Origin of the sequence: Chelativorans petroleitrophicus (assembly GCF_025398195.1) — a bacterium.
Lineage (GTDB): Bacteria > Pseudomonadota > Alphaproteobacteria > Rhizobiales > Rhizobiaceae > Chelativorans > Chelativorans petroleitrophicus.
In genome coordinates, this window is record NZ_JAODNV010000009.1 from 131,872 (window position 1) to 154,026 (window position 22,155).

A 22,155-nucleotide genomic window follows, 5' to 3' on the forward strand; every position below is an offset into this window, starting at 1 on the left:
ACGGGCGGTCAGCGCCCGTCCGCCTTGGAGCTCTTCAGAGCGAAGGGAAGTTCTCCGGTAAGGGCTGCCCCAACCACTTTTCGGTGATCTCGGAGAGCTTGCCGGTGGTCAGGTGATAGAAGACGAAGGTGTCGAGCCAACGCAGAAGTTCCGGGTTGCCCTGCTGGATGCCGATGTGCGTCGGCGAGTAGCGCAGGATGAACTTCGGCTTGAGCACCACGCCCGGATTCTTGTCCATCAGATCCTTGGCCACGACATTGGCGGTCGCAAGCAACTGGACCTGACCGGAAAGGAAGGCCGCCGCCGCGGTGGCATCGTCATCGAAGCGCTGGATGTTGGCATCGGGCGCCGCCGCGGTGAGTTCCAGATCCTGCGTGGTTCCGCGCGCGACGGCAATCGTCTCGGACCCCAGATCCGCAGGACTCGACACGGCGATCTCGTCCGGCCCGAAAACGCCTATGGAAAGCGCCGAATAGGGCGACGAGAAAGCGATCTGCTGCGCCCGCTCCGGCGTAGCGCCCATTGCCGAAATCACCATGTCGAGCCGATCGGTAACCAGATAGGGGATGCGGTTGGCGCCGGTGATCTGCTGCAGTTCAACTTCGACGCCCAGCGCCTCGCCGACAAGATTGGCCACATCCACGTCGAGGCCGGTAGGCTGGTTGTTTTCATCGACGAACCCGAAGGGCGGCACGTCGATGGGCACGCCTATCCGCACTTTGCCGGCCGACAATATGTCCTGAAGATCGGCGGCTGCGGGGCCCGTAAGGCCCAGCCCCATTGTCAGCAAGGCCGCAGCCGTGATTGCAATTTTCCTCAGCATGGTTTCCTCCCTGGTTGTCTAGAAGCTGTACTCTTGACCGTTCACCCTGCTTCAGATGCAGGCCCCACCGCCGGGCCGCGCACCCGATCAGTGGAGCACGGCCGAAAGAAAATTCCTCAACTCCGCCGTTCCCGGCTCGCGCAGAATCTGTTCGGCCGGGCCTTCCTCGTGAATCCGTCCCTCATGCATGAAGACCACGCGGTCGGCGACAGTTCGCGCAAAGTGCATCTCATGCGTGACCAGCATCATCGTCATGCCCTCTTCCGCAAGTTCCTCCAGCACCTTCAGGACTTCGCCCACGAGCTCGGGATCGAGAGCGGACGTGATCTCGTCGAAGAGCATGATGGTCGGCTGCATGGCGAGCGACCGCGCTATGGCAACCCGCTGCTGCTGGCCGCCAGACAATTCGTCCGGATAGGCAAGGAGCTTGTCCTCCAGTCCCACCTTCGCCACCATGCGCCGCGCGACCTCGCTCGCCTCGGCATCGCTCATGCGTCGCACCAGCTTCAGGGCCAGCTTGACGTTGCGCTCGACGTTCAGGTGCGGGAAAAGATTGTAGCTCTGGAAAACCATACCCACTCGGGCGCGCAGCTTGTTGTGGTCGGCTCCGGGGGCCGTCACCTCGATACCGTCCACCATGATCCTTCCCGCCTGCACCGGCTCGAGCGCGTTGATGCAGCGCAGCATCGTGGATTTGCCGGAGCCGGAGCGGCCGATCACGGCAACGATCTCGCCCTTGTCGACCTCCAGCGAAACGCCCTTCAGTACCTCCAGCGATCCGAAGCGCTTCACCACGTTTTCCAGGCTAACGAGCGACATGGAGCCTCCTTTCCAGCAACTGGCTGACGTGGCTGAGCCCAAAGCAGATCACGAAGTAGATGCCGGCCGCCGCGAGATAGACCTGCAGCGGCGCGAAGGTGGCAGCGGCCATGATCTGGCTGGCGCGCGTCAGTTCGATGAATCCGATGAGGGCAGCAAGCGACGTGTTCTTAACCAGCTGCACGATGAAGCCGACCGTGGGTGGGATGGAGATGCGGACGGCCTGGGGAATAATGACGTAGGCCAAACGCTGCCTGTAAGTGAGCCCAAGCGATGCGCCCGCCTCCCACTGACGCAGGGGTACCGATTGCAGCGAGCCACGCCAGATCTCCCCGAAAAACGCGCTGGCGTAGATCGACATCGCAAGCGCCGCCGCGGTCCACGCATCCACCGACAGGCCGAACAGCGGCAACCCGAAAAAGAAGACGAACAGCTGCCCCAGAAGCGGCGTGCCCTGGATAAGGTTGATATAACCCACAGTCAGCCAGTTCAGAGGCCGGATAGGCAGCACCCGGCAGATGGCAACCACCAGTCCGAGAAACCCGCCACCGAGCATGGCCGTCAGCGCGAGGAGGATCGTCCAGCGCGTGGCGAGCAGAAGGTAACCGAAGTCGGCCAGTGCGAACTCGCGGATCATCGGCTGGGCCTCCTAACGAAGACGGCCCAGTAGACGAGCGAGAAGAGGCCGCGGAAACCGACGGTCAACAGAAGATAGGAAAGCGTGATGAGCGTGTAGACCTCGAAGGAGCGGTAGGTTCGCGATTCAATGAAGGCAGCCTGGTGAAAGAGCTCCGTCGCGCCAATGGCGGACACGATGCTGGTGGCCAGCATCAGCAGCACGAACTGGCTCGCGAGTGCCGGATAGATGGCCTTCACCGCCTGATAGAGCACGATGTAGCGGAATGTCTGCAGCGCTGTCAGGCCCAGCGCGCGCCCGGCTTCGATCTGACTTCTGGGCAGGGATTCGATCCCCGCGCGGATGATCTCGGTGCTGTAGGCACCGAGATTGATGGACAGCGCGACCAGCGCGGCCTCGTTCGCGTTAAGCCGGATCCCCAAGGTCGGAAGGCCGAAGAAAACGATGAACAGCTGTACCAGGAGAGGCGTGTTGCGGATCAGCTCCACATAGGCCCGCACGGGGTGGGGCCCCCCCCGGGGGGGGCCCCCCCCCGGGGGCCCCCCCCCCCGCTCAGCACCGCCCCTGCAATACCGATAAGGAGCCCGATCAGCATGGCTGAAACCGAGAGCTGCAAGGTAAGGAGGAGGCCGCTCAGGATCTCGTCTTGAAATCGCAGGACCGATCTAAATATAAAATTATACTCCATATGCGCAGAGCCTCCCTCTCCGCATTCATATGAATTTGAGCCGCATCACCCGGTTACCTGGACTATAGCAGCCTCTCCGACTCTGGTGACAATACGGTATGTACGCTTTATATGTGGAGTCAAGGACCAAATCTGAAACGGTCATTCCTGATGTCGGAAAAACTCTATTCCGCTCCGGCTCTCGAAAAGGGTCTCGATATTCTCGAGCTTCTCGCCAAGAACGGACCCCTGAGCACGCGCCAGATCGCGGAGAAGCTCGGGCGTTCGAAGAGCGAGATCTTTCGCGTGGTGCACGTTCTGCTCGCGCGCGGCTATGTGCTGCGCGATCACCGGGGCGAGGGCCTTATGCTCTCCAACAAGCTGTTCGGGCTCGGCATGCAGACGGCGCGCTCGCGGGATCTGGTGAGTGTCGCCGCGCCCGTGGTGGAGAGGCTCGCCGACGAAATTCACCAGGCCACGCATCTCGTCGTGGCACATCGCGGAGAGACGGTTATCATCGCGGCAAGTTCCGGCGGAACCGACATGAATTTCTCGCTCAAGCTTGGCTATCGGCGGCCTCTGGCGGACGCCCATTCAGGCCTTGTCCTGATGGCGTTCCAGCCCGACCACATGCGCGATCGCATGATCGCCGAAAGCCTCGTTTCGATGCGCAGTCCGCCGGACCGTTCCAGCCTTCTGGCGGAGCTTCAAAGCGTTCGGGAGGCCGGCGCGATCATCGCCGAAAGCCGCGACATTTCGGGGCTGACCGATCTGTCCTGCCCGATCCTGTCGCCAGAAGGCTACGCTGTCGCCTGTATCACGGTGGTGGCGGTTACCCGCAAGAGCGCCGCTCCCAACTTCGACGCAATTCTCGCCCGCCAGAAACAGGCCTGCACGGAGATTGCCGAGCAATTGGGGGCATTATGATGGCAAACAGGATAGAGCCCCCTCAAGTGGCCTGCGAACCGGGGAAGGCGTTCTGCACCATGTGAGCCGCGCGCTCGGCGATCATGATCGTCGCCGCATGGATATTGGTCGAGGGGATCGAGGGCATCACCGAAGCGTCGGCAATGCGAAGGCCATCGAAACCGCGCAAGCGCAGATCGGGCGTGACGACCGCTTGGCGCCCGGTTCCCATCGGACACGTCCCGCAAGGGTGGAAAACCGTGGTCGCCGTCTCCCTGATGTGCGCGCGAAGATCATCGTCGCTGTCCATCCGCACCGGCAGGACTTTTCGCTCTATGATGCGGGCGAGCGAAGGCTGACGCGCCAGCTTTTCGAGAATCCGCAACCCGGCGACGGTGCGCTCCAGATCATTCGCCTCGCCAAAATAATTGGCCTCGATTATCGGAGCGTCGTTTACCGAAAGCCCTCCCAGACGCACCCGGCCCCGGCTCTCAGGCCGGCGGAGACAGACGCTGTAGACGAAACCATCCTCGGGGCCGAGGCCGCGCTAAGGGCGACGCGCCGTTGAAGTCGACATTATAGGGATAGCCTGTCTCCATCGAAATGGCCGAGGCTTCCGCTTCCCAATAAGGCAGGCGCACCTGCACGCCGGGATCGTCGTAGGCGCTGGGGCGGATCGGCCCATTACCATTGAGCGCCGCCCGGCGCGCGGTATCGGGCGAAGACATGTAGCGGATGAAATCCCATGCAAGATCCTTGTTTTGGCTGTTGTCGGGGATTCCCATCGCCCAGATTTCGGTCATGGGTAAAGTAGGGGGGATGTAGGGGGATGTAGGCAGCGACATTTTCAGCCGTTGACTAGTATGGAAGTATGGTCATAAACGGCGCGCGAAAGAACGCGAGTTCAGCATGAATGATGCGCCGCGCACAGTGTGGACCTTAGACCAAAGCGCGCCCCTGGGGCCGCAGCTCTATCGCATTCTGCGCCAGCGCATCATCAGCGTCGATTTGGCGCCTGGAAGCCGCCTTTCCGAAGCGGAGATCGCTGCGACGTATGAACTGAGCCGGCAGCCTGTGCGCGAGGCCTTCATCAAGCTTGCCGAAGAGGGCCTCCTGGAAGTGCGACCGCAGCGGGGCACCTTTGTGCGCAAGATTTCGCCGGCCGCAGTCATGGACGTGCGCTTTGTGCGCGAGGCGATCGAGGCGGATATCGTCCGGCTTGTCGCCGAACAGGCCCACGATGCGCTGGTCAGGGAGCTCGAGGCGCAGCTTCGTGAACAGGAAAGGCTGACGGATACAGAGTCCAGCCGCTTCATCCCGCTCGACGAACGCTTCCACAGGACTCTTGCCGAGGCCGCAGGCAAGGCCTATGCCTGGAAAGTCATCGAGCAGGTGAAGGGGCAGATGGACCGCGTGCGTTATCTGAGCACGCTCCACTTTCCGAAACGTGATCTGGTTGCCCAGCACACGGATATCGTCCGGGCCATCGCCCGGCGCGATCCGGAGGCTGCGGCCAGCGCCATGCGCGGGCACCTGCGCAAGATCCTGACCGACCTTCCGGCCATCGCCGCGGCGCGGCCGGACTTTTTTGATAACACGGATGACTAACCCGCAACATGGAGGAAACGGAATGAGACCCTTCAGCAGACTTACCAAAACCCTGATCGCGGGCATTGTCGGCGCATTGCTGGCCGGCTCGGCTATGGCCCAGGAGCTGACGCTGAAGCTTGGCCATCTCGCCAACGAGCAGAACTCCTGGCATAAGGCTTCGTTGAAATTCGGCGAGGAGCTTGCTGCGCTCACGGATGGACGGATCAAGGTCGAGGTCTATCCCAACGACTCGCTCGGCCGTGAAATGGACCTCATCAACGGCATGCAGCTCGGCACGGTGGAGATGACCATCACCGGTGAGAGCCTGCAAAACTGGGCGCCCATGGCGGCTCTTCTGGCCATTCCCTATGCCTATAAGTCGCTCGAGGACATGGACGCCATCGCCAGCGGCGAGCTTGGCAAGCAGATCGAGGAGCAGATCATCGAGCGCGCGCAGGTGCGTCCGATCGCCTATTTCGCGCGTGGGCCCCGCAACCTGACCGCGAACCGGCCGATCACCACGCCCGCGGAGCTAAACCGCATGCGCCTGCGTGTGCCGAACGTGCCGCTCTTCGTCGATGTGTGGACGGCGCTCGGCGCGCAGCCGACCCCCATGGCCTTCTCCGAGGTCTTCACCGCGCTGCAGAACGGCACGATCGACGGGCAGGAAAACCCGCTGGCGCTCATTCAGTCGGCCTCCTTCAACGAGGTGCAGAGCCACGTGAACCTGACCGAGCATGTACGCTCCTGGATCTATCTCACCATTTCCGAGCAGGTCTGGGACAAGCTTTCGGAGGAAGACCAGGGCCACGTGATGGAGGCTGCCCGCCGCGCGCAGGCCTATGAGCGCGAGCTGTTCCTGCAGGACGAGGACGCCATCCGCGCCGATCTCGAGGCCAAGGGCATGACCTTCGTGGAAGTCGATCAGCAGGCTTTCGCCGACGCCGCGCGTGAGCCTGTGATCAACAGCGTTGACGAAGAGCTTCGCCCTATCGTCGAGGATCTGTTCAATCGCTGAGGATGAACTCGTGATCTTCCGCGGCGCGGCCCGAGGCTGCTCCGCCTTTGCAGCGGGAAAGGCACGAAGCTATGCGCGCGTTGGTTCTGTTGACCAGGCTGCTGTCCGAGGCAAGCCGGATCGGAGTGGGCATCGCCTTCTCCGTCCTCATCGCCGTCGTGACGCTTCAGATCGTGACACGCAGCCTCGGTCTCTATTCGCCCGTCTGGACCGAAGAAGCTTCCCGCTACCTGCTTCTCTACATGACCGCCTTCGGCGTGGGGCTGTCGCTGCTCACGGGCGAGCTGGTGAATGTCGATCTTCTCCAAGAGGCGGTTCCAGAACGCGTCGCCTGGTGGATGCGGTTTTTCTCGGCGGCCCTCACGGCCGTTATGGGCGCGGTGATGATCGTTCCGGCGTGGAAGTTCACGGCGATCGGCGCCATGCAGCGCTCCCCAAGCCTTCGCTGGCCGATGGACTACATCCATGCCAGCATTCTCGTTCTTTCAGTCCTCCTTTTCCTGTTTGCTCTGTCCCGGGTGATCGGAATGCTCGCCGGCACGGACGATGGACGCGCTCAGCCGACCGAGGAAACTAGTTAGATGGAATTGCTTCTGCTTCTCGTCACATTTGCCGGCACGCTGGCGCTGGGCGTGCCGGTAGCGGTCTGCCTCGGCCTTTCATCGCTCGCCTACATCCTCGCGGCGGGCCTTCCGGTGGTCATCATCCCGCAGCGCATGTACGCGGGCATGGACGTTTTCGTGCTCCTGTGCATTCCGGGCTTCATCCTCGCCGGCAATCTAATGAACTATGGCGGCGTCACCGAGCGTATCATCCGCTTCGCTAATGCGCTGGTGGGCTGGATGCGCGGCGGTCTCGCCATGGCCAACGTGGCCGACTCCATGATGTTCGGCGGCATTTCAGGAACGGCCGTGGCCGACGTTGCCGCCACGGGTGGCGTGATGATCCCAGGCATGAAGAAGTCAGGCTACCCGGCCGATTTTTCGGCCGCAATCACCGCGGCTTCCTCCACCGTCGGGCCGATGATCCCTCCGAGCGTACCCATGATCATCGTCGGCGCTCTTTCCGGCATGTCGGTGGGCCAGCTATTCCTGGCCGGCGCGGTTCCGGGTTTGCTGATGGGCATCGGCATGGGCATTACCTGCTATGTGATTGCCGTGCGCCGCAACTATCCCCGCCAGCCTTGGAAAGGTTTCGGCGAGCTCTTTGCTTCCTTCTTCTCCGCCTTCTGGGCGCTGGCAATGATCGCGCTCATCATCGTCGGCCTCATGTCCGGCATCGCCACGCCGACGGAGACGGCCATTGTGGCGTGCATCTACGCCTTCATCGTTGGCGCGTTCATCTATCGCGAGCTGCCGATCAGCCGCGTGCCGAAGATCATTGTGGACAGTGCGGTTTCCTCCGCTGGCATTCTGGCGCTGGTCGGCTTCGCGAACGTGTTCGGCTCGATCCTTGCTTCCGAACGCATCCCGCAGATGCTGGTGAACGCCGTGCTCTCGGTCACGGACAACAAGTATCTTGTCATTCTGCTCATCAACTGCCTGTTGCTCGTGATAGGCATGTTCATGGAAACGATTGCCGCGCTCATCATCCTGTTCGTGCCGCTGCTGACGCTGGCGACCAGTGTGGGCATAGACCCACTGCATTTCGCCACCTTCGCGGTGCTGAACCTGATGATCGGCCTCACGACCCCACCAATAGGCGTCTGCCTGTTCGTGGCGTGCAACATCGCGCGCATCCCGCTGATGCCGGTGATCAAGGCTGTCATTCCATTCCTGATTTCCAACATCATCGTTCTCTTGCTCGTATCCTACTATCCGCCCTTTGCGACGTGGCTGCCGACCACGCTAATGGGGACTTAGGGAGAGCCTCATGAAAACCCGCGTCTGCAGGCTTTATGGCCAGCGCGACCTGCGCATTGAGGAGATGGAGACGGGGGAGCCTGGTGCCGAAGAGGTTCTGGTGGTGATCGGGGCCGGGGGCATTTGCGGCTCTGATCTTCACTACTATCAGGATGGGGGCTTTGGCCCGATCAAGGTCAGGGAGCCGATCATCCTCGGCCATGAGATTGCAGGCACGGTGAAGACCGTGGGCGAGGGAGTCAAAGGCCTTTCACCGGGCGACCGCGTTGCCGTCAATCCCAGCCGGCCCTGCAACGAATGCCGCTTCTGCCGGGAGGGGTTGCGCCAGCACTGTCTCAACATGCGGTTCTTCGGCTCTGCCCTGCGTTTTCCGCATGAGCAGGGAGGCTTCCGCGATCTGCTTGTGGCCCAGGCCTTCCAGTGCGAGAAGATCGAGCCAGAAATCACGCTCGCCGAAGCGGCGGTGGCGGAGCCGCTTGCCGTCTGCCTGCATGCAAGAAATCGCGCGGGCGACATTGCCGGCAAGCGCGTGCTCGTCACGGGCGCAGGCCCGATCGGCGCACTGGTGACGGCAGCCTGCGCCCATGCAGGGGCCAGCGAGATCGTCGTGACGGATTTGCAGGACGTGCCTCTTAGCGTCGCCCGGCAGATGGGCGCCACACACACAGTGAATGTCCGCATGGACGCCGAAATGCTCGGCCCCTACACTGCGGAAAAGGGCGCCTTCGATCTTGCCTTCGAATGCTCCGCCGCTGCCCCAGCGCTGAAAACCGCGATCGAGGCCGTGCGCCCCCAAGGCACGATCGTGCAGCTCGGCGTGACGGGCGATCTTCCGCTTCCAGTGAACGTCCTCGTGGGCAAGGAAATCAATCTCATCGGCTCGCACCGCTTCGATGCGGAGTTTGCCGAGGCCGTGCGGCTTATCAACAGCCGCGCGATCGACGTCCGGCCTCTCATCTCGGCAAGCTACCCGCTTGAAGAAGCTCTCACAGCCTTCGAGCATGCAGGCGACCGCCGCCGGGCGGTCAAGGTTCAGCTCAGCTTTGCCGCGGAATGAGGCCTCTTAGAGATCCCGGCCGGCTCCGGCGCAAGGCCGGTGCAATTCCGCGGAGGGCGCAACAAACGGCTGAGCTTCGTATCGTCGTTGCATGAGCGTCCGGTTTGCAGGGCGCGCACCGGTCTTTGATACAGATCAAGGCGCGGCGGCCGTGGCGGGGCTATCTTGCCCCGATAAAGCCTTAAGGGCTTGGGGCGCCATGACCCGCCGCATCGTAATCATTCAAGGCCATCCCGATCCGGACCCTAGCCGCTACTGCCGCGCTCTGGCCGAGGCCTATGCGCAGGGCGCCAAGGCGGCAGGCCATGAGGTGACCATGATCGATCTCGCCGCACTCGATTTCCCGCTTCTGCGCAAGCAGGAGGATTTCCTGCATGGCTCGATGCCGCGGGAGCTCGAGCCCGCCAAGGAAGCGATCCTGCGGGCCGAACACCTGGTCTTTGTCTTTCCACTGTGGCTCGGGACGATGCCTGCCCTGCTCAAAGGCTTCCTCGAACAGGTGATGCGTCCGGGCGTGGCCTTCGCCTATGGCAAGAGCGGCTTTCCGGAAACACTCCTTAAAGGCCGCTCGGCGCGCATCATCGTCACCATGGGCATGCCGGCTTTCTTCTATCGTTGGTGGTTTCTGGGGCACGGACTGCGCGGTATGCGGCGCAACATCCTCAAATTCGTGGGCCTCGGCCCGGTGCGGGAGACCCTTTTCGGCATGATCGAGGCCGTTGGCGACGAAAAGCGCCGCAAATGGCTCGATCAGATGCGCCGTCTCGGCGGGCGGGCGACCTGAGCTCGGCAGCCTGAAGTTCATTGTTGGCTTGCTCCGTGGCGCGAAGTGCCGCTGCACGGTATAAGCTCACCGGATGAGGGGAGGGACTGGTGCAGCCGGACGTCGGAGCGGTTCCGCTGATCGCGCTCGAGGCTGTGGCTTTCGATACGGAGACCACCGGCCTCGACACGCACACCGCGCGCCTTGTGCAGATCGGCGGCGTAGCGGTCGCGCGCGGCACGGTACGTCCGGATGAGGCCTTCGAAAGCCTCGTGCGCCCGGGGCTGCCCGTTCCGCCTGAATCGACCCGCATTCATGGCATCACAGATGAGCAGGTGCACGAGGCGCCGGATTTTGCCTCCGTCTGGTCCAGCTTCGAGACGTTCCGCTGCGGGCGGCCACTGATCGGCTATGCCCTGGGCTTCGATCTCGCGATCCTGGAGAGGGAGGCGGCACGCGCCGGAATCCGGTGGGAGCGGCCGCGGACCCTCTGCGTGCGCACGCTGAGCCGCGTCGTCAATCGCGACCTCGGCGATCACTCGCTCGAGGCGCTCGCCGCCCGGCTCGGCTTTGAGATTACAGGCCGCCATCAGGCGCTCGGCGACGCCATCGCGGCAGCGAGAGTGTTCACCGGGCTCCTGCCGAGGCTGCAGGCCATGGGTATCCGCACCTTCGCCGAGGCGGAACGCGCCTGTCTCGAGCTTGCATCGGAAGAGGAGGCTCAGGCAAGGGCGGGCTGGGCCGCGCCCGTCCTGAGGCCAGCGCCACCTTCCTTCGCCGCCATAGATCCCTTCGCTTACCGGCACCGGGTCGGCGATCTCATGACCGCGCCGCCGATCGTGATCCGCCATGACACGCCTCTTCGCGCGGCGATTGAACTGATGGCGGAAAGACGGGTGGGTTCCGTTCTCATTTCCGAAACGGGGGAGGCGGGACGCCCGGTGGGCGATTACGGCATCCTTTCGGAACGCGACGTGCTGCGCCTGCTCTCAGCCAATGGCGGGAATGTCATGGAGCGCCAGGCGGGCGAATTCGCCAACAGGCCGCTGATCACCATACGCGCCCAGGCCTTCGCCTATCGCGCGATCGGCCGCATGGACAGGCTCGGTATCCGCCATCTCGGCGTGCATGACGAGAAGGATGCGCTGATAGGCGTCATCTCCGCGCGCGACCTCCTGCGTCTGCGCGCAAGCGCGGCCATCCAGCTCGACGACACGATCAACGCCGCCACATCCGATGCTGAGATGGCCGCCGCCTGGGCCTCCCTTCCTTCCGTTGCGGCGACTTTGGTGGCGGAGAAGGTCGAGGCACGGACCGTTGCCGAAATTATCAGCGAGGAGCTGCGCGCCATGACGCGCCGGGCGGCGATGCTTGCTGAGGAGGAGATGCGGGCTGCCGGGCTGGGCGATCCGCCCGCTCCCTATGCCGTGCTGGTTCTCGGCTCGGCCGGGCGCGGCGAGAGCCTGCTTGCCGCCGATCAGGACAATGCGATCGTCTTCGAGCGCGGCGAGCGGGGCGGGCCGGAGGACCGGTGGTTCGGCGCTCTCGGCGGGCGGATCGCCGCCATTCTCGATACGGCCGGGATTCCCTATTGCAGGGGCGGGGTGATGGCCAAGAATGGAGAATGGCGCGGCTCGCTGGATGTGTGGAGGGAGCGCATCAGCGGATGGATGCGCCGCTCCCGCCCGCAAGACCTGCTCAACGTCGATATCTTCTTTGACCTTATTCCGGTGTATGGCGAAAGGAGGCTCGGCGAGATCCTTTTCGAAGAAGCCTACGCATTGGGGCATCGGGATGCGGCGTTTCCGCTGGTGCTTGGCGAGCGGCTTGGCGCTGGACCGGCGCCCTTCACGCTGTTCGGCCGGCTGCGCACGGAGAACGGCCGGATCGACCTCAAGCGCTATGCTCTCTTCCCGCTCGTTTCTGCCGCGCGGGCGCTTTCGATCCGCCACGGCATCCGCGCGCACTCCACAAGGGCGCGCCTTGAAGGTCTCCTTGAGAAGCAGATCGGCAGCCAAACGGCGATCCGCCGTGTGCTCGCCGCGCATGAGTTCGCGCTTTCGCTGATGCTTGCACAGCAGGGTCGCGACCGCCAGCAGGGCGTGCCGCCATCCAACGCCGTCGAGGTCGCCGCCCTTTCGCGCGACCGCCGGGCCGCGTTGCGGGAAGCCTTGAAGGACCTACAGATCGTTCCCGAACTGATGCGCGACCTGATGTGAGCCGCGTTGCACCGGATGCCGTGCCGGCTATCTGGGTGATGTTCGGAACAGCCAGAGCTCCACCCGGTGAACCCGATACCGGCAAGAGCGTTGTCCCATCACAAAGCGTGCCGCATGGCTGAAGCGACATGGGAGGGAACCGCCGAACGGTGCATCACCGCGGGAGCCTATGGAATCGTGAAAGCGTCGACCGCAGCACAACTGGAAGCCAGCGCGCGAGGTATGGCCCTTATGCCGGGCGACGGCGAGCCGCATCAGAGGACCATAGAGGACGTGCTGGCAGCGCTCGGCACGGACGCCGGGCAGGGCCTGACCGAGGCCGAAGCCACGGCGCGCCTTGACCGTTTCGGGCTAAACCAGATCCAGGCCGGGCGGGCAGTTCCGGCCTGGCAAAAGTTTCTCTCCCAGTTCACGGACGTGCTGGTTCTCCTGCTCATCGCGGCCGGCGTGATATCAGTCGTACTCTGGTTCTTCGAGGGCGGTTCCGCATTGCCCTATGAGGCGATCGCCATCTTCGTCATCGTGCTGCTCAACGGGATCATGGGCTACGTCCAGCAGGCGCGCGCGGAGAAGGCCGTTCAGGCACTGCGGACCATGTCTGCGCCGCGGGCCACGGTGATCCGTAACGGGGAAAGGCGGCGCATTCCGTCTGCCCGGCTGGTGCCGGGAGATATCATTCTCCTCGAGGAAGGGGACGCGGTGCCGGCGGATGCGCGGTTGATCGAAACCACCGCGCTGCGGACGACCGAGGCAGCACTGACCGGCGAGAGCGTGCCAGTTTCCAAGCACACCTTGCCCGTCGCTGCCGGCGCAGTGTTGGGCGACCGGCACAACATGGTCTTCAGCGGCACTGCCGTAGCCTACGGGCGAGGCAGGGCGGTAGTCACCGCCACCGGCATGCGCACCGAAATGGGCCGCATCGCCGGAATGCTGGAGCAGGCCCCGGAAGAACGCACCCCGCTGCAGGACGAGCTCGACCGTGTTGGCCGCTCACTCGGCAAGATCGTGGTGGCTATCGCGGCGATCATGATCGCCACGATACTGCTGGTGGACGATGTCCAGGGCTTTTCGGCCTTGTTCGACGTGCTCATCCTGGGCGTTGCGCTTGCGGTCGCGGCAGTGCCCGAAGGCCTGCCCGCGATCATGACAACCGTGCTTTCCATCGGCGTCCAGCGCATGGCGAAACGCAAGGCCATCGTGCGTTACCTCGCAGCGGTCGAAACGCTCGGCTCAGCCGACGTCATCGCCTCGGACAAGACCGGTACACTCACCAGAAACGAGATGACGGTGCGCCGGATCGTGACTGCGAGCGGCCAAGTGCGGCTCACCGGCAGGGACCATCCGGAAACGGTGCGGGCGGAAAGCGCGGATTCAGCGTGCATCCACGCGGAGCTGAAGCGCGCGCTGATCGCAGCCGAGCGCGCCAACAACGCTGTGCTGCAGCAAAATGACGGCGATTGGTCGGTGCAGGGTGATCCCACCGAGGCCGCATTGATCGCCGCAGCCTGGAAGGCGGGCCTCGATTGCGAGGCGCTCAACCATCGCTTCAAGCGGGTCGCCGAAATTCCGTTCTCGTCGGAACGCAAACTGATGAGCACCATCCACGCCGATGCCGCGCGTGAAAGCGTGCTGCGCGCGTTTACCAAAGGTGCGCCGGACGTTCTGCTCGCGCGCTGTTCGCACGAGCTGGTGGGCGAGGAAGCAAGACCACTTACGGACGAGCGCCGGGCCGAGATCATGGCGGCCAACGAGGCATTGGCGAGCGAGGCGCTGCGCACGCTGGGAGTCGCCTTCCGCTCTATCCCCGTGCAGGAAGCGAATGATGTCCCTTCATCCGTGGATGTCGAGAACGACCTCGTCTTTCTCGGCCTGATCGGAATGATGGACCCGCCACGCGAGGAAGCGCGGCAGGCGGTGGCGGAGGCCAAAGCGGCAGGCATCCGCCCCATCATGATCACGGGCGATCATCCGAGGACCGCCGCCGTCATCGCCGCCGAGCTCGGCATCACGGACGATCTGCGCGCGGTGACCGGTGCGGAACTCGAAACGATGCCGGACGACCAATTCGACCGCACGGTGAGGGACGTTTCGGTTTATGCTCGTGTCGATCCCGCCCACAAGCTGCGCATCGTCGATGCGCTGCAGCGACAGGGCGCGACCGTCGCCATGACCGGTGACGGTATCAACGATGCGCCGGCGCTCAAGGCGGCCGACATCGGTATCGCCATGGGGATCACCGGAACGGACGTGTCGAAGGAAGCCGCCGATATCGTGCTCGCCGACGACAATTTTGCCACCATCGTCGCCGCCGTGGAGGAGGGGCGCGCGATCTTCTCGAACATCAGGAAGTTTCTGCGTTACCTACTTTCCTCGAACATCGGGGAGGTGATGACGATGTTTTTCGGCGTGGTTCTTGCCGATGTAATTGGTCTGGTGGAGGGCGACGGCGGGCTTGTCCTTCCGCTGCTCGCCACGCAGATCCTGTGGATCAATCTCGTTACCGACGGAGCTCCCGCCCTTGCGCTCGGCGCGGACCCCGCAAGCACCAGCATCATGAGACGGCCGCCGCGGCCGCGTGGAGAAGGCGTCATTCCCCGGCGGATGTGGGCGGGCATTCTTCTTGTGGGCACGGTCATGGCAGCGGGTACGCTGGCCGTGATCGACGGTTCGCTCCCCGGCGGCCTGATCGAGGGCAATGGAAGCGTCGCCTACGCCCAGACCATGGCCTTTACGACGCTTACCCTTTTCCAGCTTTTCAACGTGTTCAATGCGCGTTCGGACGAGCGGAGCGCGTTCTCCGGGATCTTTTCCAACCGCTGGCTCTGGGCCGCCCTGGTCCTGTCTCTCATGCTGCATGCTGCGGTCGTGTACGCGCCTTTCCTGCAGCAGGCGTTCTCCACGGTCAGTCTTAGCGCAGCCGACTGGCTGGTGTGCGCGGCAGTGGCAAGTTCGGTGCTGTGGGTGCGCGAGTTAAGCAAGCTTGCCATGGCCCGCAGCCGTTTGGATCGCGCCGTCGCTGCTTAAACCTATATTCAAGGTAAGGAGACAAAGATGAGCTTGGATCGTCCAAAATCACCGAAGAGAATTCTCCTTGCCACGGATCTGGATCCGCGCTCGGACAGGGCGCTCGACCGCGCGGCGCTTCTTGCCGGCGAATTTTCCGCCGAGCTGTTTGTGGCGCACGTTCTTGAGGACATTCCTGACGGAGAAGACGCTATACCCTCATGGAGGCGCCCGCCGAGCCTCGTGGATGTCGCACGGCGGCAGCTTTTGCGTCAGGTCGGTGCAGTGGCACAGAAGGCTACCATCCTGATCGAGCAGGGCGACCCCGCCAAGGCGATTCTGAATGCGGCCGAGCGGGAAGGATGCGACTTAATCGTGACCGGGGTAGCGAAGGAGGAGCTGTTCGGCCGCTTCAGTCTGGGCGTGACGGTGGACGGAATTCTGCGCGGCACGCGCGTTCCGGTGCTTGTGGTCAAGAGCCGCGGGGTGAACCCGTATAAGCAGATCGTGGTCGCTACCGACTTTTCTGCATACTCCCGGCAAGCGCTCGATACCGCCGTTGAATATTTTCCGGATCGCAGGCTGACCCTGCTCCATGCCTATGATGCGCCGATGTCTCTGCTGTCATCCGACCCTGACGGCTACCGGCAGGAGCGGCAAGAGGCCGCGAGAAAGGAATGCGCGGACTTCCTCCGCGATTCGGGGCATGATGTGGACCGGTTCATTGCCTTCGGTGCGCCGGATATCGTGATGCACGACTACGCGCTGGAGAACGGCACCGATCTCGTGGTCCTCGGCACCCGCGGTCGAAGTGGGATCGGAGAGTTTTTCCTTGGCAGCGTCGCGAAATCGATTGTTCTGGCCGTACCATGCGATGCTCTGCTGATGCGCCACCGAACGGGCTGAGCAGGCGCATTATGGCAGACACCCCTGCCTCATTCGGGCGATTCCTCCACCAGGTGCACCACGCCGATCACCTTTTCGAGCGGAAGCATGAAGGCAAGCCCTTTTCCAGGGGCGTTCAGTTCGGCCGCCTCCTCGACGGCCTGCAAAACCGTATCCTTCAGATCAGCGGGAACGACGGTCAGGACGATCTCCTTTTCTGGCTCGATCTGAATGCCGAAAACCCGTTGCTGCTCGTTGCGCCCGATGCCGCGGCCGAAAAGAACCGTGCCGCCATGGGCACCCGCATTCATCGTCGCTTCGAGGATCGTGTCGCCCCAACCCCTGCGGACTATGCTTACGATCAGATACGGCTCCAGCATCTCGTCACTCCTTTGCGACTTTCCGCCTGATGAGCAGGCCGAGAATGGTGACTGATATGATAGGGGCCACCGCAATGAGCGCCACCAGACCGAGGCCGTGCGTCACCGGGCTCTGATCGTCCATCGCGGCGGAGGCCCCCAGAGCGAGCGCAAGAAGAAAGGTGTTGGCGAGCGGTCCCGTCGCCACACCGCTGGCATCGATGGCGATCGCCACGAAATCCCTGTCACTCATCGCGATGATGAGAACAGCAATGATGTAGCCGGGCAGAAGCAGGTGAAGAATCGGAATGCCGAACTTAATCCGCAGAAGCCCAAGCGTGACCCAGACGGCGACGCCTAAACAGACGGCGTAGAGCACCATGATGCCCGGTATTCCTCCGTGAGACACCTCATCCACCTGGTCGGCCAGGATGCGGACGGCAGGCTCGCCCCAGGTGGTCGTAAATCCCAGGAACAGGCCGATGCCGATCAGCATCCACATATTCTGCATGGCGCCTACGGCTTCGCCGATCGCGCGCCCGAAGGGCAGAAAGCCGATGCTCACGCCGAGCAGGAATAGGAAAAGCCCCGCGGCGGCCAGCGCCGTTCCAAGAAGGATATCCTTCACCTCGCGCCGCGGCAGCCGCAGCATGAACACCTGGAACGCGACGAACAGCGCGGCGAGCGGCAGGATTGCCACGGCGATACTGAGCGCCGTTTCCGCAATCTGATCCAGGAATGTGCCGTTCAGCTCCACAGGATCCCCATCAACAGAACAGACAGGATCGCGCCGACGGATGCGAGGCCGGATATGCCGAAACCGTCCCCGACGGCGGTGCGGCCGGCCAGAACCGAACTTAAACCCATGGCGATCGAGATCAGTACCGGCGCGGTCAAAACCCCGGTGGTAACGCTGCCGGCATCGAAGGCGAGCGCGACGAATTCTTCAGGTGCTGCAAGCGCAAGGCCAAGCATCAAGCCATAGGCGACAAGCACCAAACCCTTTACCGGCCAGCCGAAGAGAATGCGCAAACTCGCAATCACGGTGAGAACGGCCACCCCGGTGGCGATGACGTAAAGCACCGCCATCCCGGGAATGTCGCCTTGCGAGGCCTCGTCCACCTGTCCGGCAAGAACCAGCACATCGGGCTCTGCCACCGTCGTAGCAAAGCCCAACGAGAAAGCGACAGCCACGATCAGGCTGATAGAGCTCTTCTTCGGTAGTTCAGCGCCGATGAACCGGCCCATCGGCAGAATCCCGAGATCGACTCCGAGAAGCAGAAGCAGCATGCCCGCGCCTGCCAGGGCGGCGCCTGCGAGGAACTGGAGGAACAGCCCGAGCGGAGCGTGGACGAGCGTGACCTGCAGCAGGCACACCACACCGACCAGTGGCGCAACCGCTTTCAAAACCTCGATGACCTTGTCCCTTGTCCTGAAGGCCATGCCACGGACAATCCGCTGCAAACCGGAGGCTCAATGGTCGCGTGAATATTGGCAAATTGCAACGAAAGGGTCATTTTGCCGCTGTCGGGGGGCGCTGTGCAGGGTCGCACGGCCATTTGGTCGCACGACCGGTTCGCAAAATTGTGGTAAGAACCCCGTAGAAACAGACGAGCAGCCGCTGTGCAGCAACAAGAGCTATACAAGTGCGGAGTTCCCGCTGCATGCATCTTCTGTGACGCACGGAGGAGAGGGATGTGCGGCGCGCTGGAGCCGCACCAGCTTGCGAAACTGTCGAAATATTCCGTCCGGAAGAACGCAAGCAGCGGAAAGGAACTCTATTCCGCGACCGACAGGACGGGCGGCTTCTCGAACATCCTTTCGGGCGTCGTCAAGCTCAGCAGAACGCTGTCGGACGGCCGCCAGCAGATCGTCGGCCTTCAGTTCCCACCGGATTTTCTGGGCCGCCCCTTCAAGTCCGGAAACGCCATCACGGCCGAGGCGGTGACGGAGGTCGTGCTCTGCTCGCTTCCGCAGGCTGCGGTGGAAAGGATGATAGCGGAATCGCCCAGCCTGGAGCATCGGCTCTATGAGCAATCCCTGCGAGAGCTGGACGAAGCGCGCGAACTGATGGTGACGCTGGGGCGGAAGACAGCGGCGGAAAAGGTCGCGAGCTTTCTGATAATGATCGCCCGGCACCTGGACCCGGCGAGCCAGGAGCGCAAGTCGACCGCCTTCGACCTGCCGCTCACGCGCATGGACATCGCCGATTATCTGGGCCTGACGATCGAAACCGTCAGCCGCCAGCTCACGCAGCTCAGAAGCGCGAACATCATTCAGATCGTCAACAAGCATCACATCATTGTTCCGAACCTGGCCCGCCTGGCTGCCCGGGCTGGAGATTAGGCATTGGCCATCCTCCGGCGAGCGGGAGAACGTGCTCGCGCTCGAATGCCACGTGACGCCGCACCGACCTGAAAAAGGTGCGCAGCATGAAACCCAACGCTTCGGGATTTTCGACCCCAGCCCCATGGCCTATAAAGAAAAGTCTCTCGGATATCTCTTCGGCCAGCGCCTCGTCTTCGACATGCTCCACGCGCAGACGTGCGAGCGTCCTTTGCCCTTCCACGCGAAAAGCGGCTTCCTTGCAGAACGCTGGATAGACAACGTCTTCCTCAAAGGCATGGGCCATCTGCAGGGCGGGAAGCAGCGTCTCCGCCATCCACAGGCACTGAGCCCTGTCGACAAGGCTGGGCAGACTGTCAGCAATCGCTTCAAGTGCTGTGCACAGGTCCAGCTTTATCCAGAAATGTGCGTTGCTTCCCTTGCACAACAGGCACCGCTGCGCCGCGCATCTGCTCGCGAAGGGGCAGCTTTCATAGGGGGCGTTGATCGGCGGCCAGGTCAAGACGGACTCGTTGGTTCCGGAGGCTCTGCCATCACCTAGACGGCAACCGAATGACGCGCATTGCCCTTGGCAAGATACGCATCGAAGCGGGCAGCGACGGCACGCACCAGCACCCGGGCCTCCGCCGGTATATGGTAAAGATCGCCGCTTTGGGTGATCAGGTCGGGTTCCTCCGCCGCCAGAGCTTCAGCTTCTGCGACGAGCCGGAGCCCGATCCCGCCGAAGCGGCTTTCCGCCTCCGCGCGCGAGAAGGCGAGATCGCACATGAGGCGTTCGATCACCCAGGCGCGGGCGCGGTCCTCCTCGGAGAGCGCGATGCCACGCGCGGTTGCAAGCCCGCCATTCTCCACCTGGCTGCTGTAGATGTTGATGGCCGGCGTATTCTGCGCGTAACCCTGCCTGAAACGCGAAACCGAGGACGGCCCGAGGCCGATCAGCGTCTCGCATCCGTCATCCGTGTAGCCCTGGAAATTGCGGCGCAGACGGCCGGCCCTTGCCGCAGCCGCAAGCGTATCGTCGGGCTTAGCGAAATGATCGAAGCCGATCGGCTGATAGCCCGCCTTTTCGATCAACCCCCCCGCAAGCTGCTGCTGCGCCAGGCGCGCCTCGGGGCCAGGAAGCGCTGCTTCATCGATCATCGTCTGGTGCTTCTTGAACCAAGGCACATGCGCATAGCCGAACAGCGCGATGCGGTCCGGCGAGAGAAGAAGCGCCTGGTCAATGGTTGACTCGAGGCTTTCCATTGTCTGATGAGGCAGGCCGTAAAGCAGATCGAGATTGAGCGAGCGAACACCGCGGGCGCGCACGCCTTCCACCACCGTCTGCGTCAGCGCGAAGCTTTGCTCGCGGTTGATCGCCTTCTGCACCTTGGGGTCGAAGTCCTGCACGCCGAGGCTCGCCCGTGTCATGCCGATCGCGGCGAAAGCATCGAGCCGGCCTTCATCCATATCGCTGGGATCGAGCTCGACACTGATGTCGGCCTCTTCCACAAAGTCGAAGGCGCCGCGCAGGGCGGCATTGAGCGCAAGGACATCTTCCGGCTTCAGGATCGTGGGCGAGCCGCCGCCAAAATGCAGCGCGCGAACACGCGCGCCCCCGACCAGCCTTCCGACCGTGGCAATCTCCTGCCTGAGCGCTTCTAGGAAAGCGGCCACAGGCTCATAGCGCCGGGTCATCTTCGTGTGGCAGGCGCAGAACCAGCAGAGCCGATCGCAGAAGGGAATGTGCACGTAAAGCGAGATCTCTTCCCCTGACTGCACCTGTCCCAGCCAGGCGCGGAATTCCGCAGCGCCCACGCCCGAATGAAAATGCGGAGCTGTCGGGTAGCTCGTATAGCGCGGCAAGGACGCTGAAATGCGCTGCTTCAAGCCTTTGGGCGCTATGCCGATCACCTGTTCGCCTGCTCTTTGCATCGAAATCCCCTTTGCTGTCAGCGCAAGATGTACACCGACAGCCGCACCGTGCATTGACGCGGATCAAGGAAGGAGCATTTGATCAGGAATAATCATGGGCCGGCATAAGTAAGGCAGGAAGTTTTATCCGCGTCTTATCCAAATCTTCGCCTATACGCGGAAGCAAAATCGTTGACGCAGATCAAACAGGCAAAAGCAGAATCTGGTAATCAAAAAAACAGGTATTGGCGAACCGGACGACGTGTAGGCAGCGAGGATTAAGCTTATACGCCTTATCGCGTCACGGCCGGCGTCATGGCCGCAACCGGAAGCCCGCATGCACACCATCAAGGCAGTGCTCGTTGCTACCGTAGGAGGCTGAAAATGCGCGTCGTCGTGGCAATTGGCGGAAGCGCGCTGCTCAAACGGGGTCAGCCGATGACGGCGGAGGTGCAGCGCGCCAATGTGCGTGTGGCCGCGGAGGCGCTGGCCGATCTTGCCCGTGACCATGAGATCGTGGTCGCGCACGGCAACGGCCCGCAAGTGGGGCTGCTTGCGCTGCAGGCCGCCGCCTACAAGGGCGTCGAACCCTATCCGCTTGATATCATCAGTGCCGAGAGCGTCGGCATGATCGGCTATCTGCTCGAGCAGGAAATGGTAAACGCGATGCCGCCGGGCGCCCGCTGCGCCACGCTTCTCACCCAGATCGAGGTCGATCCGGACGATCCCGCCTTCAAAAGGCCGCGCAAGACGATCGGCCCGCTCTACGACGAGGTGGAAGCGCACCGGCTGCGCGACGAGAAGAAATGGCCCATGTGCGAGGAGAGTGCGGGCAACTGGCGCCGCGTCGTTCCTTCGCCCACGCCGCGCCGGATCATTGAGATCGGGGTGATCCGGCTACTGGTCGAGGCGGGCGTTACCGTGATTTGTGCCGGGGGCGGGGGCATTCCCGTCGTCCGCAACTGCGACGGCGAGCTGGAAGGCGTCGAAGCCGTCATCGACAAGGATCACGCCGCCGGACTCCTTGCCTCGGAGGTGGAAGCCGATGCGTTCCTGATGCTCACGAATGTGGAGGCGGTCTTTTCGGATTGGGGCACGCCGGCTGAGCGTCCGATCCGCGAGACCACGCCCGTCGAACTTTCCGCCATGACCTTCGCCGCAGACTCCATGGGCCCGAAGGTGGAGGCCGCCTGCGCCTTTGCCGCAACGCGTGGAAAGATGGCCGGGATCGGCCGCCTGCAGGATGCGCGCGCCATCCTCGAAGGCCGGGCGGGCACCCGGGTGAGAGCAAGCTGAGCAGGCCTTTCG

23 protein-coding genes are annotated in these 22,155 nt (G+C 63.0%); 12 read left to right on the forward strand and 11 right to left on the reverse strand.

The genetic code is table 11. The annotated features are described in order from the left end of the window. Positions 1–34: 34 nt before the first annotated feature. The 4 genes from NYR54_RS09225 to NYR54_RS09240 all read right to left on the reverse strand — a co-directional run bounded on the left by NYR54_RS09225 (position 35) and on the right by NYR54_RS09240 (position 2,779). Complete coding sequence (locus tag NYR54_RS09225) at positions 35–823, reverse strand: transporter substrate-binding domain-containing protein (RefSeq protein ID WP_261515345.1); 789 nt, start codon at positions 821–823, stop codon at positions 35–37. An 87-nt stretch (positions 824–910) separates the two neighbouring features. Continuing rightward, positions 911–1,642: an amino acid ABC transporter ATP-binding protein gene (locus NYR54_RS09230; protein WP_261515346.1), complete on the reverse strand. Its 732-nt coding sequence runs from the start codon at positions 1,640–1,642 to the stop codon at positions 911–913. Then, entirely contained in the window at positions 1,629–2,276 is a 648-nt protein-coding gene (locus NYR54_RS09235) for an amino acid ABC transporter permease (protein WP_423738600.1), read from the reverse strand. Before NYR54_RS09235 ends, NYR54_RS09230 begins: the two co-directional genes overlap by 14 nt. Continuing rightward, a complete protein-coding gene (locus NYR54_RS09240; protein ID WP_261515348.1) occupies positions 2,276–2,779 on the reverse strand; it encodes an amino acid ABC transporter permease in 504 nt (167 codons plus the stop codon). Before NYR54_RS09240 ends, NYR54_RS09235 begins: the two co-directional genes overlap by 1 nt. 338 nt (positions 2,780–3,117) lie before the next feature. On the opposite strand from NYR54_RS09240, the gene NYR54_RS09245 reads away from it, so the two are divergent. Continuing rightward, on the forward strand, positions 3,118–3,873 hold the full coding sequence (locus NYR54_RS09245; protein ID WP_261515349.1) for an IclR family transcriptional regulator: 756 nt from the start codon (positions 3,118–3,120) through the stop codon (positions 3,871–3,873). A gap of 22 nt (positions 3,874–3,895) precedes the next feature. Here the strand turns inward: NYR54_RS09245 and NYR54_RS09250 are convergent, their stop codons facing one another. Continuing rightward, positions 3,896–4,330: a GMC oxidoreductase gene (locus NYR54_RS09250; RefSeq protein WP_261515350.1), complete on the reverse strand. Its 435-nt coding sequence runs from the start codon at positions 4,328–4,330 to the stop codon at positions 3,896–3,898. A 13-nt stretch (positions 4,331–4,343) separates the two neighbouring features. After that, positions 4,344–4,655, reverse strand: a complete 312-nt coding sequence (locus NYR54_RS09255) for an extracellular solute-binding protein (protein WP_341484291.1) — start codon at positions 4,653–4,655, stop codon at positions 4,344–4,346. Positions 4,656–4,761: 106 nt separating this feature from the next. On the opposite strand from NYR54_RS09255, the gene NYR54_RS09260 reads away from it, so the two are divergent. From NYR54_RS09260 to NYR54_RS09300, 9 genes are all read left to right on the forward strand, one after another. Next, positions 4,762–5,460, forward strand: a complete 699-nt coding sequence (locus NYR54_RS09260; protein WP_261515352.1) for a GntR family transcriptional regulator — start codon at positions 4,762–4,764, stop codon at positions 5,458–5,460. Between the two features lie 22 nt (positions 5,461–5,482). Continuing rightward, on the forward strand, positions 5,483–6,460 hold the full coding sequence (locus NYR54_RS09265; protein ID WP_261515353.1) for a TRAP transporter substrate-binding protein: 978 nt from the start codon (positions 5,483–5,485) through the stop codon (positions 6,458–6,460). Between the two features lie 71 nt (positions 6,461–6,531). Then, positions 6,532–7,041 carry a TRAP transporter small permease gene (locus tag NYR54_RS09270; protein ID WP_261515354.1) on the forward strand — a complete coding sequence of 170 codons (510 nt, stop codon included), beginning with the start codon at positions 6,532–6,534 and terminating at the stop codon, positions 7,039–7,041. Next, a complete protein-coding gene (locus NYR54_RS09275) occupies positions 7,042–8,322 on the forward strand; it encodes a TRAP transporter large permease (RefSeq protein WP_261515355.1) in 1,281 nt (426 codons plus the stop codon). 10 nt (positions 8,323–8,332) lie between these two features. Continuing rightward, positions 8,333–9,379, forward strand: a complete 1,047-nt coding sequence (locus tag NYR54_RS09280) for an L-idonate 5-dehydrogenase (RefSeq protein WP_261515356.1) — start codon at positions 8,333–8,335, stop codon at positions 9,377–9,379. A gap of 199 nt (positions 9,380–9,578) precedes the next feature. Continuing rightward, positions 9,579–10,163: an NAD(P)H-dependent oxidoreductase gene (locus tag NYR54_RS09285; protein WP_261515357.1), complete on the forward strand. Its 585-nt coding sequence runs from the start codon at positions 9,579–9,581 to the stop codon at positions 10,161–10,163. A gap of 89 nt (positions 10,164–10,252) precedes the next feature. Beyond that, on the forward strand, positions 10,253–12,361 hold the full coding sequence (locus NYR54_RS09290) for a DUF294 nucleotidyltransferase-like domain-containing protein (RefSeq protein ID WP_261515358.1): 2,109 nt from the start codon (positions 10,253–10,255) through the stop codon (positions 12,359–12,361). Positions 12,362–12,583: 222 nt separating this feature from the next. After that, the gene (locus tag NYR54_RS09295) at positions 12,584–15,385 is read left to right on the forward strand and encodes a cation-translocating P-type ATPase (protein WP_261515432.1); all 2,802 of its coding nucleotides are present in this window, start codon (positions 12,584–12,586) and stop codon (positions 15,383–15,385) included. A 27-nt stretch (positions 15,386–15,412) separates the two neighbouring features. Beyond that, positions 15,413–16,270: a universal stress protein gene (locus tag NYR54_RS09300; protein WP_261515359.1), complete on the forward strand. Its 858-nt coding sequence runs from the start codon at positions 15,413–15,415 to the stop codon at positions 16,268–16,270. 29 nt (positions 16,271–16,299) lie between these two features. Here NYR54_RS09300 and NYR54_RS09305 read toward each other — a convergent pair whose 3' ends face one another. From NYR54_RS09305 to NYR54_RS09315, 3 genes are read right to left on the reverse strand one after another with little or no spacing between them, the layout of a single operon-like run. Then, positions 16,300–16,629: a P-II family nitrogen regulator gene (locus tag NYR54_RS09305; RefSeq protein WP_261515360.1), complete on the reverse strand. Its 330-nt coding sequence runs from the start codon at positions 16,627–16,629 to the stop codon at positions 16,300–16,302. Between the two features lie 4 nt (positions 16,630–16,633). Beyond that, positions 16,634–17,365: a DUF1538 domain-containing protein gene (locus NYR54_RS09310; protein ID WP_261515361.1), complete on the reverse strand. Its 732-nt coding sequence runs from the start codon at positions 17,363–17,365 to the stop codon at positions 16,634–16,636. Continuing rightward, complete coding sequence (locus tag NYR54_RS09315; RefSeq protein WP_261515362.1) at positions 17,356–18,051, reverse strand: DUF1538 domain-containing protein; 696 nt, start codon at positions 18,049–18,051, stop codon at positions 17,356–17,358. The genes NYR54_RS09310 and NYR54_RS09315 overlap by 10 nt, the downstream gene beginning before the upstream one ends. A 252-nt stretch (positions 18,052–18,303) precedes the next feature. Between NYR54_RS09315 and NYR54_RS09320 the strand changes: the two genes are divergently transcribed. Further along, a complete protein-coding gene (locus NYR54_RS09320) occupies positions 18,304–18,954 on the forward strand; it encodes a Crp/Fnr family transcriptional regulator (RefSeq protein WP_279327462.1) in 651 nt (216 codons plus the stop codon). Here the strand turns inward: NYR54_RS09320 and NYR54_RS09325 are convergent. Together NYR54_RS09325 and hemN are read right to left on the reverse strand one after the other, a co-directional pair. Next, positions 18,908–19,456, reverse strand: a complete 549-nt coding sequence (locus NYR54_RS09325; protein ID WP_341484292.1) for a hemerythrin domain-containing protein — start codon at positions 19,454–19,456, stop codon at positions 18,908–18,910. The two genes, NYR54_RS09320 and NYR54_RS09325, sit on opposite strands and share 47 nt — an antisense overlap. Before the next feature lie 35 nt (positions 19,457–19,491). After that, a complete protein-coding gene (hemN, locus tag NYR54_RS09330; protein WP_261515364.1) occupies positions 19,492–20,868 on the reverse strand; it encodes an oxygen-independent coproporphyrinogen III oxidase in 1,377 nt (458 codons plus the stop codon). Positions 20,869–21,231: 363 nt separating this feature from the next. On the opposite strand from hemN, the gene arcC reads away from it, so the two are divergent. Then, positions 21,232–22,143, forward strand: coding sequence for a carbamate kinase (gene arcC, locus NYR54_RS09335; RefSeq protein ID WP_261515365.1), 912 nt, complete (start codon positions 21,232–21,234; stop codon positions 22,141–22,143). The last annotated feature ends 12 nt before the right edge of the window (positions 22,144–22,155 follow it).